General features: G+C 66.6%; 17 protein-coding genes and 1 pseudogene. 8 read left to right on the plus strand and 10 right to left on the minus strand.

What is annotated here, in order from left to right:
• Positions 1-49 precede the first annotated feature (49 nt).
• Positions 50-2,548: a GcvT family protein gene (locus D5084_RS05130; RefSeq protein WP_128514444.1), complete on the plus strand. Its 2,499-nt coding sequence runs from the start codon at positions 50-52 to the stop codon at positions 2,546-2,548.
• Positions 2,549-2,581: 33 nt separating this feature from the next.
• Here the strand turns inward: D5084_RS05130 and D5084_RS05135 are convergent, their stop codons facing one another.
• Both D5084_RS05135 and D5084_RS05140 read right to left on the minus strand, forming a co-directional pair.
• Positions 2,582-3,031, minus strand: a complete 450-nt coding sequence (locus tag D5084_RS05135; RefSeq protein WP_128514445.1) for a hypothetical protein — start codon at positions 3,029-3,031, stop codon at positions 2,582-2,584.
• Positions 3,028-3,270: a hypothetical protein gene (locus tag D5084_RS05140; protein ID WP_128514446.1), complete on the minus strand. Its 243-nt coding sequence runs from the start codon at positions 3,268-3,270 to the stop codon at positions 3,028-3,030. The genes D5084_RS05135 and D5084_RS05140 overlap by 4 nt, the downstream gene beginning before the upstream one ends.
• 280 nt (positions 3,271-3,550) lie before the next feature.
• On the opposite strand from D5084_RS05140, the gene D5084_RS05145 reads away from it, so the two are divergent.
• Both D5084_RS05145 and D5084_RS05150 read left to right on the plus strand, forming a co-directional pair.
• Positions 3,551-3,787, plus strand: coding sequence for a hypothetical protein (locus tag D5084_RS05145; RefSeq protein WP_238382532.1), 237 nt, complete (start codon positions 3,551-3,553; stop codon positions 3,785-3,787).
• 72 nt (positions 3,788-3,859) lie between these two features.
• The gene (locus D5084_RS05150) at positions 3,860-4,177 is read left to right on the plus strand and encodes a hypothetical protein (RefSeq protein WP_128514448.1); all 318 of its coding nucleotides are present in this window, start codon (positions 3,860-3,862) and stop codon (positions 4,175-4,177) included.
• On the opposite strand, the gene D5084_RS05155 is transcribed toward D5084_RS05150, so the two are convergent.
• Positions 4,174-4,503, minus strand: coding sequence for an ArsR/SmtB family transcription factor (locus D5084_RS05155; RefSeq protein WP_128514449.1), 330 nt, complete (start codon positions 4,501-4,503; stop codon positions 4,174-4,176). The genes D5084_RS05150 and D5084_RS05155 overlap by 4 nt on opposite strands.
• A 193-nt stretch (positions 4,504-4,696) precedes the next feature.
• On the opposite strand from D5084_RS05155, the gene D5084_RS05160 reads away from it, so the two are divergent.
• The 5 genes from D5084_RS05160 to D5084_RS05180 all read left to right on the plus strand — a co-directional run bounded on the left by D5084_RS05160 (position 4,697) and on the right by D5084_RS05180 (position 7,218).
• On the plus strand, positions 4,697-5,020 hold the full coding sequence (locus D5084_RS05160) for an AtpZ/AtpI family protein (RefSeq protein WP_128514450.1): 324 nt from the start codon (positions 4,697-4,699) through the stop codon (positions 5,018-5,020).
• Positions 5,021-5,022: 2 nt separating this feature from the next.
• On the plus strand, positions 5,023-5,778 hold the full coding sequence (locus tag D5084_RS05165) for a F0F1 ATP synthase subunit A (RefSeq protein ID WP_128514451.1): 756 nt from the start codon (positions 5,023-5,025) through the stop codon (positions 5,776-5,778).
• A gap of 42 nt (positions 5,779-5,820) precedes the next feature.
• On the plus strand, positions 5,821-6,066 hold the full coding sequence (locus tag D5084_RS05170) for a F0F1 ATP synthase subunit C (RefSeq protein ID WP_128514452.1): 246 nt from the start codon (positions 5,821-5,823) through the stop codon (positions 6,064-6,066).
• Between the two features lie 68 nt (positions 6,067-6,134).
• On the plus strand, positions 6,135-6,659 hold the full coding sequence (locus D5084_RS05175) for a F0F1 ATP synthase subunit B' (protein ID WP_128514453.1): 525 nt from the start codon (positions 6,135-6,137) through the stop codon (positions 6,657-6,659).
• 4 nt (positions 6,660-6,663) lie between these two features.
• Positions 6,664-7,218 carry a F0F1 ATP synthase subunit B gene (locus D5084_RS05180; RefSeq protein WP_128514454.1) on the plus strand — a complete coding sequence of 185 codons (555 nt, stop codon included), beginning with the start codon at positions 6,664-6,666 and terminating at the stop codon, positions 7,216-7,218.
• 419 nt (positions 7,219-7,637) lie between these two features.
• Here the strand turns inward: D5084_RS05180 and D5084_RS05185 are convergent, their stop codons facing one another.
• The 7 genes and pseudogenes from D5084_RS05185 to pqqA form a co-directional block, all read right to left on the minus strand.
• Positions 7,638-8,090, minus strand: a complete 453-nt coding sequence (locus D5084_RS05185; RefSeq protein WP_128514455.1) for a YaiI/YqxD family protein — start codon at positions 8,088-8,090, stop codon at positions 7,638-7,640.
• Positions 8,087-8,569, minus strand: a pseudogene (locus tag D5084_RS18640) (IS30 family transposase); the annotation flags it as partial. The gene D5084_RS05185 and the pseudogene D5084_RS18640, both read right to left, overlap by 4 nt.
• A gap of 163 nt (positions 8,570-8,732) precedes the next feature.
• Complete coding sequence (gene pqqE, locus D5084_RS05195) at positions 8,733-9,836, minus strand: pyrroloquinoline quinone biosynthesis protein PqqE (protein ID WP_128514456.1); 1,104 nt, start codon at positions 9,834-9,836, stop codon at positions 8,733-8,735.
• Positions 9,829-10,092: a pyrroloquinoline quinone biosynthesis peptide chaperone PqqD gene (pqqD, locus tag D5084_RS05200; protein ID WP_128514457.1), complete on the minus strand. Its 264-nt coding sequence runs from the start codon at positions 10,090-10,092 to the stop codon at positions 9,829-9,831. The genes pqqE and pqqD overlap by 8 nt, the downstream gene beginning before the upstream one ends.
• A complete protein-coding gene (gene pqqC, locus D5084_RS05205; protein ID WP_238382534.1) occupies positions 10,089-10,832 on the minus strand; it encodes a pyrroloquinoline-quinone synthase PqqC in 744 nt (247 codons plus the stop codon). Before pqqC ends, pqqD begins: the two co-directional genes overlap by 4 nt.
• Positions 10,829-11,713, minus strand: a complete 885-nt coding sequence (pqqB, locus tag D5084_RS05210; RefSeq protein ID WP_128514458.1) for a pyrroloquinoline quinone biosynthesis protein PqqB — start codon at positions 11,711-11,713, stop codon at positions 10,829-10,831. The genes pqqC and pqqB overlap by 4 nt, the downstream gene beginning before the upstream one ends.
• Before the next feature lie 15 nt (positions 11,714-11,728).
• Complete coding sequence (gene pqqA, locus D5084_RS05215) at positions 11,729-11,821, minus strand: pyrroloquinoline quinone precursor peptide PqqA (RefSeq protein ID WP_128514459.1); 93 nt, start codon at positions 11,819-11,821, stop codon at positions 11,729-11,731.
• Between the last annotated feature and the right edge of the window lie 71 nt (positions 11,822-11,892).

Below are 11,892 nucleotides of genomic sequence, written 5' to 3' on the forward strand. Positions count from 1 at the left end.
TCCCGCACCTCTGGCAGATAGGGGCAAACCTGTTGCGGGAGTCCCCTCCATGAAGACCCATGTCAAAGCCCTTGTCGTCGGCGGCGGCGCAGTCGGCACCGGCATCGCCTATCACCTTGCCAAGGCGGGCTGGGATACCATGCTCGTGGAACGCGACGAACTGACAGCCGGGTCCACCTGGCACGCCGCGGGCCTTCTGCCGCTGTTCAACATGAGCTACGCCACGACCCACATCCACAAGTATTCGGTGGATTTCTACAAGGGGCTGGAGGCGGAGACCGGCCTGAACCCCGGCTTCTATGTCGTGGGCAACCTGCGCATGGCGCAGACCCAGGCGCGGATGGACGAATACATGCTCTATTCCTCGGTGGCCGAAACCGCCGGGGTCTACCATGAGTTCCTGACGCCGAAAGAGATCAAGGACCGCTGGCCGCTGGTCCGCACCGAGGACCTGATCGGCGCGCTCTACCACCCGCAGGACGGCTACATCAACCCGGCCGACGTGACCCAGGCCATGGCCAAGGGCGCCCGCCAACTGGGCGCGACCATCGAACGCAAGATCCAGGTCGACGGCTACCGCTGGACCGGGTCGGAATGGGTCGTCTCCTGCACAAGGCTGGAAGACAAGGGCGGCATGCTCATCCCCACCGACGACCGTTTCGACATCACCGCCGAACATGTCGTCACCGCCACCGGCAACCACGCCCAGCGCACCGCGCGGCTTCTGGGGATCAAGACCCCGGCGATCCCGGTGGAACACCAGTATATCGTGACCGAGCCCGACCCGGCGCTGGTCGAATGGCGCAAGTCGAACCCGCAGCACCCGGTCCTGCGCGATGCCGACGCCAAGTGGTATGTCCGCGAGGAACGCGGCGGCTGGATCCTCGGCCCCTACGAAAAGGGCGCCCCGGCGCGCTTCCAGTATGGCGTTCCCGACAGCTTCCGCGCCGACCTCTTCCCGCTCGACCTCGAACGGATCGAGGCGGAATACATGTCCTTCATCCACCGGATTCCGTCCTCGGAAACCGTGGGCCTCAAGGACGATTACAACGGCCCGATCTGCTATACGCCGGACGGCAACCCGCTGGTCGGCCCCGCCCCCGGCCTGCGCAACATGTGGCTGGCCGAGGGCTTCTCCTTCGGCATCACCGCGGCGGGCGGCACCGGCTACTACCTCGCGCAACTGATGACCGAAGGCGAGGCCGAGATCGACATGGCCTCGCTCGACCCCAAGCGTTTCGGCGGCTGGATGACCACGGAATACGCCTCGCGCAAGAACGAGGAATGCTACGACCACGTCTTCATCCTGCACCACCCGGACGAGGAACGCGAAGCCTGCCGCCCCTTGCGCACCGCCCCCGCCTATGACCGGCAAAAGGAAATGGGCGCGCAATTCGGCCAGGTGAACGGCTGGGAACGCCCCAACTACTACGGCCCGAAGGACGCCCCCGCTGACTTCGACCACAATGGCCGCAGCTTCCGCCGGGGCACCTGGTGGCCCTATGCCAAGGCCGAGGCCGAAGCCGTCCGCAACACCGTAGGCATCATCGACGCCTCGGCCTTCACGAAACACTTGGTGCGCGGGCCGGGGGCGACGGCCTTCCTCGACCATTTCACCTGCAACAAACTCCCGAACGTGGGCCGGATCAACCTGACCTATGCCCTGACCGACCACGGCACGGTGCGGACGGAATACACCATCGTCCGGCTGAAACAGGACGAGTACTACCTGATCTCCGCCGGAGCGTGGACGGCCTATGACGCCGATTTCCTGCTGAAATCGGCCGAGGACTGGATGGCGGAAGGCAAGGGCCACATCGACATCCACGACGTCACCACCCAATGGGGCGTTTATGCGCTGGCCGGTCCGAACGCCCGGGCGCTTCTGAAAGAGATCGTCAAGGACGCCGATCCCGACACCGTTCTGGGCAACAAGCGCTTCCCCTGGCTCAGCTACCGCGACATCGAACTGGGCATGTGCCCGGTCCGCGCCGTCCGCGTGGCCTACACCGGGGAACTCGGCTGGGAGCTGCACTACCCGATCGAATTCGGCCGCTATCTCTGGGATCTGATCTGGTCGGTGGGCGAAAAGCATGGGTTGAAGGGCGTCGGTGCCCGGGCGCAGAACTGGCTGCGGCAGGAAAAATCCTACCGCGCCTTCGGCAGCGAACTGGGCCGCGACGCGACCCCGCTGGAAGCCGCCCTTGACCGCTTCGTGGACCTCTCCAAGGACTTCCGTGGCAAGGAAAGGATGCTGGCTACCGGCATCCGCGCCAAATGCGTCACCCTCCTGATCGACGGCCCGTCCGACACCGACCCGTGGGGGAAAGAGGCGATCATCCATGACGGCATCAAGGTCGGTCGCCTGACCTCGGGCGGGTATTCCGTAGCCTTCGGCAAGCAGATCGGCATGGGCTATGTCCCCGCCGCATTGGCCGAACCCGGCCAGAAGCTGAAGGTGAAGATCCAGCTGAAGGAATGGGACGCCGTCGTCACCGAGGACAGCCCTTACGACCCGACGAACGCCCGCATCCGCATCGACGGCTAAGCAGACGGGCCGAGGCCACCCCCGGCCCGTACTTCATTCCGCTGCTACCTGCGCTCGCCGGTCAGTGACGATGTAGGAACACGCCCCGCAGGCCCTCGCCCCGGTCTGGGCAAACCAGCGGCAATCCTGCCGGATCGTGCAGGGCGGCAAGGCGCCTGCCTCGAGCGGAAGTGCTGCCTCGATATGCGCCAGCGCCTTGTCGATCACCCCGCAACGGCTGCCAGTCCACTGCGCGCAGCCGCTGGTCTGACACCGGCCTGCAAAGCGCATCCGCGCCTCGACCGGCCCTGCCTCGGCCGCCGCTTCCAGAAACCCGGCATCGACCGTCACCACGGACTTCAGATTGTGGACGCGCCCGTCCGGCCCAAGAAGCCCCAGAAGCCTGACCCCCGGCGCGGCGGGCGCGCTGGGGCAGGACCTCGGGGCGTCCTCCGGGGCCGGGGACCGGGCGGCGGAGCCTGTCGCGCCGCCCGGCCGGGTCATCTGGTGCCCCGAGCCGAGAAGATGTTCTTCTGCAGAACGCCCTCGGCTTCCAGCAGATTGCCGATGTCTGGACGGACGATCAGGCCCCACCAGTCCTTCGGGAACTTGATCGCGAACGGGTCCTTGAACTTGATCCGCGCGATATGGGCCAGCGCGGTCTTCTGCAGGTCCTGGGCGATGGACATGCGCGTGTCTTCGGGCAGGTCCAGATCGCCAAGGTCAACCACGAAACGGGTCATCTGTGTCTCCTATGTCTTGCTTGAAAAGAAAGGCGTCAAATAAGGCCGACGCAGGCTGAGCATAGCAGATCGCGCGCCATCTTGCGATGCGGCTGACGTCAGGTATCCCATACGTCGGCCAAAGGACGCTCGCGTATCGCCGCGCACAGGGCACGCCACGGCTTGAAGCGTGACATGGCGTCCCCATCTTTACCCGATGGCAGCCAGACAACGACGCGAACGCAGGTTCCAACGACAGTTCGACGCGCTCGGGCGCCTCGTCCCGCTCCTGCGCGGGCCCATGTCCACTCTGCGCCGCGACAGCTGGTTTCCGATCCGCTTTCCCGTCGCCCTCGCCTTGATCGCGGGCGGCGTCTTTTCCTTTCTGCCGATCCTCGGCATCTGGATGCTGCCCCTCGGCCTTCTCCTTCTGGCCGTGGACCTGCCGATCCTGCGCGGGCCGATCTCGGCGCTGGTGATCCGGGGGAGGCACACAGCCCGGCGCTGGATGCGGCGCTGGCGGCAGAGCCGCGACTGACCTGCCCCGTTTTGCCGTCGTAACGCGCCTGTCGCACAGCCGTCATGGGATCATGGCAATTGACGGTTCGGGATGACACGGCGCGAACGCAGATTTCACCGGCAGTTCCATGCCCTGGAGCGAATCGTCCCGCTGCTGCGGGCCCCGCTTCTGCGCCTGCGCCGCGACAGCTGGTTTCCGGTCCGCTTTCCGCTAGCGATCCTTCTGACGATCGGCGGGCTGTTCTGGTTCCTGCCGATCCTCGGGCTCTGGATGCTGCCCGCCGGTCTGCTGCTCTTGGCGATCGACATGCCCCGGCTGCGGGGCCCGATCTCGGCCTTCATCATCCGAGGCCGTCGCCTGACCCAGCGCTGGCTGCGCCGCTGGCGCGACTGGCGGCAACGGCGCTAGTCCCCCTCGGCCAGCTCCTGTTCCAGGAATCTCTCGAACGCATCGAGGTCCAGCGGATCGACCTGCCCGAAGGCGCGCATCCAGACCGACGCCTCGCGCATCGCCTCGGGCTCCAGCTTGCACCAGATCACCCGACCGCGCCTTTCGCGGCTGATGAGGCCCGCCTCCGACAGCACGGCCAGATGCTTGGAAATCGCCGCAAGGCTCATAGCGAAGGGTTCGGCCACGTCGGTCACCGCCATGTCATCCTCAAGGAGCATGGCCAGGATCGCGCGCCGCGTCGGGTCGGCAAGGGCGGCAAAGACGGCATCCAGACGGTCGGTCATGCGCGGACTATCCTGTGGCCCCCGGCAATCGTCAACCGCGAGGTTGAATATGCAAAAGCGCCCCGCCGCCGCCGCAACGTCTGACCAGCCGCAGCAAATGAACGCAATTCCAATGGCTTAGACCACTTCCTGGACGCTTGACTCTGCCCCCCCCTCTCCGTAGAACCGCGACGACCGTGAAAGGACCTGTCCGATGGCGTCCGACCCCGATCCCGACCGTCTGAAGGCTCTGGAAGAGAAGCTGAAGCAGGCGAAGGGAAAAGAAGCGCCGCCGCAGACCAACACGGCCAAGGGTTTCTCGCAGGGCGAGGTGGCCTGGAGGATGGTGATCGAGCTGGCGACCGGCATCATGCTGGGATCGGCGATCGGTTACGGCTTGGATGTGCTGTTCGGTACTCTGCCGATCTTCCTGGTGATCTTCTCGCTCTTCGGCTTTGCCGCGGGCATCAAGACAATGCTCGGCAGCGCAAGGGAACTGGGACGGAAGGCTGACAAGGCCGCGAAGGAAGGGAACTGACGATGGCGACCGAAGAACACGGTAGCGGGCTTGCGATCCACCCGATGGATCAGTTCGTGGTCAAGCCGCTGTTCGGCGACGGCCCGATCGAGTGGTACACCCCCACCAACGTCACCCTCTGGATGGGCATCGCCGTCCTTGCGATGGTGGCACTTCTCGTCCTTTCCACCCGCCGCCGCGCCATCGTTCCCTCGCGCGGGCAGTCGGTGGCCGAGCTGTTCTACGGCTTCATCCACAAGATGGTCGAAGACGTCGCGGGCCACGAAGGCCTGAAGTTCTTCCCCTACATCATGACCCTTTTCATGTTTGTCTTCCTGTCGAACATGCTGGGCCTGATCCCGATGTCCTTCACCACCACATCGCACATCGCCGTCACGGCGGTCCTGGCGCTTCTGGTGTTTCTGACCGTCACGCTGGTCGGCTTCTACCGCAAGGGCATCGGCTTCCTGTCGATGTTCTGGGTCTCGTCGGCGCCGCTGGTCCTGCGCCCGATCCTTGCGGTGATCGAACTCATTTCCTACTTCGTTCGCCCGCTGAGCCACTCCATCCGCCTTGGCGGCAACCTGATGGCCGGGCACGCCGTCATCAAGGTCTTCGCCGGGTTCGCGGGCGCCATGGGCATCGCCTCGGTCGTCCCGATCGCCGCGATTGCCGCGATCTACGGGCTCGAACTCCTCGTCGCGGCCGTTCAGGCCTACGTCTTCACCATTCTGACCTGCGTCTATCTTCGCGACGCGGTGGGCGACGCTCACCACTAAGGTCCGGACACTCAACCAACAGCATTCCAAAGGAGAGACATCATGGAAGGCGAAGTCGCACAACTGGCGCTCATGGGCAAATACATCGGTGCCGGTCTGGCAACGATCGGTCTCGGCGGCGCCGGCATCGGCGTGGGCCATATCGCGGGCAACTTCCTGGCGGGCGCCCTGCGCAACCCGTCGGCCGCTCCCGGCCAGATGGCCAACCTCTTCGTCGGCATCGCCTTCGCCGAAGCGCTCGGGATCTTCTCGTTCCTGATCGCGCTCCTGCTGATGTTCGCCGTCTGATCCTTTTGGGCTGACATCCGGGCCGGGCAAACGTCCGGCCCTGGTTCCAAAAGTTCAGGAGAGCCGACATGGCAACCGAAGCAACTGGCGGGTCCGAGCACGCCGTGGGCATGCCCCAGCTGGATTTCTCGACCTGGCCGAACCAGATCTTCTGGCTTCTGGTCACGCTGGTCGTGATCTACTTCGTGCTGTCGAAAGTCGCCCTTCCGCGCATCGGCGCGGTTCTGGCCGACCGGAAAAGCACGATTACCAACGATCTTGCCGCGGCCGAAGAGCTGAAGGCAAAGGCCGTCGCCGCAGAAAAGGCCTATAATGAGGCGCTGGCCAACGCCCGCACCGAGGCCGCAAAGATCGTGGCCCAGGCCAAGGCCGAGATCCAGAAGGATCTCGACGCCGCCACCGCCAAGGCCGATGCCGAAATCGCGGCCAAGGCGGCGGAGTCGGAGAGAACCATCGCCGAGATCCGCGACGGCGCCGCCCAGGCGGTGGCCGAAGTGGCCAGGGACGTTGCCGCCGAACTGGTCGCAGCGCTTGGGCAGGCGGCAGATGCGAAAACGGTGACCGCTGCGGTCACGGCACGGCTGAAAGGGTAAGGCGATGAAGAAGCTCTCCATCCTCCTGACCCTGATCGGCTCGCCCGCGATGGCGGCCTCGGGTCCGTTCTTCTCGCTTCAGAACACGAACTTCGTGGTGCTGATCGCCTTCCTCTGCTTCATCGGCCTTCTGGTCTACATGAAGGTGCCGGCGAAGATCACCGGAATGCTCGACGCCCGCGCGTCGGCGATCAAGGCCGAACTCGACGAGGCCCGCGCCCTGCGCGAGGAAGCCAAGTCGATCCTCGCGACCTACGAACGCCGCCAGAAGGAAGTGCAGGAACAGGCCGACCGCATCGTCAGCGCCGCCAAGGACGAGGCGATGGCTGCCGCGGCCCAGGCGAAAGAGGACCTCAAGGCCTCGATCGCCCGTCGTCTGGCCGCTGCCACCGAACAGATCGCCTCGGCCGAAGCCAATGCGATCCGCCAGGTCCGCGAACAGGCTGTTGCGGTGGCCGTGGCTGCCGCAGGCGACGTGCTGTCCAGGCAGATGACAGCAGAGGCCGCCTCGGCGTCCATCGACGAGGCGATTGCTCAGGTCGAAGCCCGGCTGCACTAGCCGGTCGGGGTCAAGAAACGGAAACCGGCGGTCCGCAAGGGCCGCCGGTTCTGATTTGCGGGACCACTCGTCAAGGCCCTTCGGGTACTCCTCGCCGGGGCTACCTTGCGACGAGAAGCCGAAGACGCACGAGGCGCACGAGGGGAGCCGTCGTCGCGCGCCCCGCCCACCGCAGTCCAACCGCCACAGCCAGCCGCACCGTGCCGGAACAGATCGCCGCACTGGTCGCCATTGCCTTGCCAACCCGAAAGCCCGCCTGCGCCGGGACCGGCCGGACCTCCACCCCTCAGGCTAGGATGGACTGGCCCAGCGGCACCCGGTCCTGCGCCCCCCGGAGGAAGCCGTCAGACGAAGACGGCGCCCTCATCCTCGGATCCGGCCGGCACCGTCCCTCTTGCGCCGACCGCCCATCCAGCTTCTCAAGCCCTTCGCGCCGCCGCCCGCAGCACCCGGTCCAGCACATCCAGAAACCGGCTCCGGTCGGCCTTGGAAAACATCTTCCCGCCCCCCTGCCGGAACGGATCGGCGGACCGCAGGTCCTGCATCAGGTCCCGCGTCGCCAGCGCCATGCCGACATTCGCCGCCGTCAACTCCTCACCATTGTGCTTCACGACCCGCGCGCCCTTGCCCACGCATTTCGCTGCCAACGGAATGTCTCCCGTGACAACCACATCCCCCGGCCCACAGGCCTCGGCGATGTATTTGTCCGCCTCATCCGGGCCGCTGGAGACAAAGACGCTCTCGACCAGAGGGTTCTGCGACGGCCGGATCCCCCCGTTCGACACCACCACCATCCGCACCCTGTGGCGGGTGGCCACGGTCTCCGCCTCCCCCTTCACCGGGCAGGCATCGGCATCGATGTAGATCGTCATGCGGCCCCCGAAAGCCAGCGGTCAAAGGTTAGCGTTCGGTTAACCCAAGTTCGACCTGCAACATCTGAGGCTGCCTTTTCGATTTCCTCGGCGCGGACCTGAGCCGGAGTTTTCCAGCCCGGCGTCTTGCGGGGGCGGTCGTTCATGAGCCTGGCGATGCTCTCGAAATCGCGCCACAAGAACTGGCACAGATCGGTTCCCTTTGGCAGGACCTGACGGAGAAGGCCACCGGTCGTCTCGTTCGATCCGCGCGGCCGGGGCGCGTGGGGGTCGCAAAACCGGCTGTCGATCTTCAGGCGGCGGGCGAGTTCCGGGTGGCAGGCCATCTCGGCGCCTCGGTCATAGGTCAGGCTGCGGCGCAGGAAGGCGGAAAGGCGTTTCATCTGGCGGGAAAAGCCCTCCAGGGCCGCTGCGGCGCCGTTGCCCGCCATCTTCGCAAGGGTGAGCAGCCGTATCCTGCTCTCGACCAGAGTGCCGAGAACCCGATCTGAACAACTCAGATGATGAAACCCCATGAAATTCTGACCCCTCCAAAGCATGAGCACACTATGCTCCGCTTCGTGCAAGAGCCCGCCGATCCTGAACAGACACGGCCAACCCATTGAACAGATTGGCCGCATACCCTTGCCCGCGCATTTCGCGCTACCCGCCGATCCGCCGCCAGCGCGCGACCTCCAGCCCCGGCCCATTCCCCTCGGCCGCGAGGAGAGCATCCAGCTTCGCCCTCCCCGGCGTCCGCCGACAGACCGGGTCCGGGGCCGAGGCGTCGCCCAGCACCGCCAGCGCCTGGCAGCGGCACCCCCCGAAATCGACCTCCCGCCGGTCGCAGGACCGGCAGGGCTCCGGCATCCAATCCGTCCCCCGGAACGCCGCGAAGGCGGGCCCCCGATACCAGATTTCCGCCAGCGGCACGTCCCTCACATTTGCGAACCGCATCCCCGGGATCGTCTGTGCCGCGTGGCAGGGCAGCACCGCCCCGTCCGGCGCGATGTTGAGCCCCGTCGCCCCCCAGCCCCCCATGCAGGCCTTGGGCAGGTCGGCGTAGTAGTCGGGCGGGACGAAGTCGATCACCAGCCGTCCCTGCCGCGCGGCGCGGGCCTCGGCCACCAGTCGCTTCGCCTCATCCACCTGTGCCCGCGTCGGCTGGAGCACGGCCCGGTTCTCCAGGGCCCAGCCCTGGAACTGCACGCAGGCCACCTCCACCCGCCGCGCGCCCAACCGCTCGGCCAGGTCGAAGACCTCGGGCAATTCCGCCAGATTGTGCCGGTGCATCACCGCGTTCAGGGTCAGCGCCACCCCCGCCGCTGCGATGGCCTCGGCCACCGCCATCTTCCGCGCGAACCCGCCCTTGTAGCCGCCCACCCGATCCGCCGTCTCGGCGCGGGTCCCCTGCACCGACAGCTGCACATGGTCCATTCCCGCCGCCACCAGCGCGGCGATCCGCTCGGGCGTCAGCCCGATGCCCGAGGTGATAAGGTTGGCATAAAGCCCCGCGTCCCGGGCCGCCGCAACGATCTCTTCCAGATCCCGGCGCGAGGCCGGCTCGCCCCCCGACAGATGCACCTGCAACACGCCCAAGGCCACGGCCTGTCGGAAGACATCCGCCCATTGCCCCGCCGTCAGCTCTGCCTCGCGGCGGGCCAGATCGACGGGGTTCGAGCAGTAGGGGCAGGAGAGCGGGCAGCGATGCGTCAGCTCGGCCAGCATCGCGATCGGCGGGGGAACGGGGCGGGAACCGTCAGGCATGCAGGTCCACCAGCCGTTCGCGGGCAAGGCCCGTCAGGAACTCGGTCACATCCGGCCCGACCTCCTCGACCGGGGCGGCGAAGTCGGCGGCCAGGCCCGAGACCAGCACATCCACCGGCGTCGTCCCGTCCACCCGGGACAGGATCGCATGGCCCACCTCGTCCAGCATCAGCACCCGTTCCGGCGCCAGAAGCACATGGCTGCCCCGCACCGCATCCCAGTGCAGCCGCACGCCGGGGGGCAGGACCGGGATCACAGCAGCCCCTCACCCGGCCGCCAGGCGCCGGGCGGGATGTGGCCGGGCTGGACATAGCCATGCCACAGAGCATCAAGCTGCGCCCAGAGGACCTCGGTCTTGAACACCAGCGCGGCGGCGGCGGCGTCCTGTTCCTCGGGCGTGCGGGCATGGTCCAGCACCCATTGCAGCCCGAAGGCCACATCCTTCGGCGCCTCGCCCAGGCGGTGGCGGAAATAGGCCAGCGTCTCGGGCGTGGCGAAGTCGTAGTGCTCCAGAAGGCCCGCGATCCGTTCGGCATGGATCTTCGGCGCGAAAAGCTCGGTCAGCGAGGAGGCCACGGCCTGCAACAGGGGCCGTTCGCGGACATAGTGGACATAGGCGTCCACCGCAAAGCGCGTCGCGGGCATCACGCCCACGCCAGAGGCCACATAGTCGGGATCCAACCCCACCGCCTCGGCCAGTTTCAGCCAGCGCCGGATGCCGCCGTCGCGGGTCTCTGTGCCGTCGTGATCCTCGATGCGCGAGCGCCAGGCGCGGCGCAGGTCGGGGTCCTCGACCCGGCTCATGAAGGCCGCGTCCTTCATCGGGATGCGGCTCTGGTAATACCAGCGGTTCACCACCCAGGCCCGGACCTGATCGACCGACGCCTTGCCGCCGTGCAAGAGCTGATGGAACGGGTGGCGGTCGTGATAGCGTTCGTCGCCGATCCTGCGCAGCCGGGCCTCGAAGGCGCCCATCGGTTTGCCCATCTCGGTCATGCCGTCACCTCCATCCCATCCTGTGCGACCTCCCATCCCGCTGCTTCGACTGCGGCCCGTTCGGGGCTGTCGGGGCGCAGGATCGGATTTGTGTTGTTGATGTGAATCAGGACCTTGCGTCCGATCCTTCTGCCCGCAAAGCGCTGGAGCGTGCCGTCCGGCGCCCCGATCGCCACATGTCCCATCCGCGCGCCGGTCTTGGTGCCGACACCCTCGCGGATCATCTCGTCATCGGCAAATACCGTTCCGTCGAACAGCAGCACATCCGCTCCCTCGACCCGGTCGAGAAGCCAGTCGGGCAGCGCGGCACAGCCGGGGATGTAAAGGACGCGCCTGCCGTCCCCGGTGATCTCAAGCCCCACGGTCTGCCCTCCCATCCGGTGGCCGGCGCCCAGGGCCTCCTCCAGAAACAGCGCCACCTTGCCGGGGACGGCAAAGGGGGTGACGGTCAGGCCGGGCAGGGGCGAGAAGCCCTGATCCAGCGACATCTGCCGTCGCGCCACCACATCAGACAGGACCCCGAACACCGGGCTTGCCGCCAGCACCCCATGCGTCTCGGCGCTGGCCCAGAGGTCGAAGCCCGTCCCCTCGCGCAGCGACAACAGGCCCGCGATGTGGTCGACATCGGCATTCGTGACGACCACGGCCTTGACCGGACTGCCGCGCAATCCGGGCGGCGCAAAGCGCGCCGAGCAAAGCTGGGCGCGGATGTCGGGCGAGGCGTTCAGCACCACCCAGTCGGTGCCGTCCAATGAAACAGCCACGGACGATTGCGTCATCCGTGGCAGGTCGCCGGCGCGGGCCAGGGAGCAGTTCCGGCAGGCACAGTTCCATTGCGGCACCCCGCCGCCCGCAGCGGCGCCAAGTACCGTCAGGATCATGGTGTGGCTTTCGGATCAGACCAGGGTGCGGTCGTCCTCGGCCGGGCCGTACATGTTGATTTCCATGCCGCAGCGCACTTCCACTGCTTTCGGTTTCGTCCAGCGCATCTTGGGTCCTCCTCCATCTGATGCCAGCGAGTAAGCCATGATTCTGCCCTCCGGCCTATGCGACCTTGGTT

This window comes from Tabrizicola thermarum, assembly GCF_003574395.1.
GTDB classification, from domain to species: Bacteria; Pseudomonadota; Alphaproteobacteria; order Rhodobacterales; family Rhodobacteraceae; genus Tabrizicola; species Tabrizicola thermarum.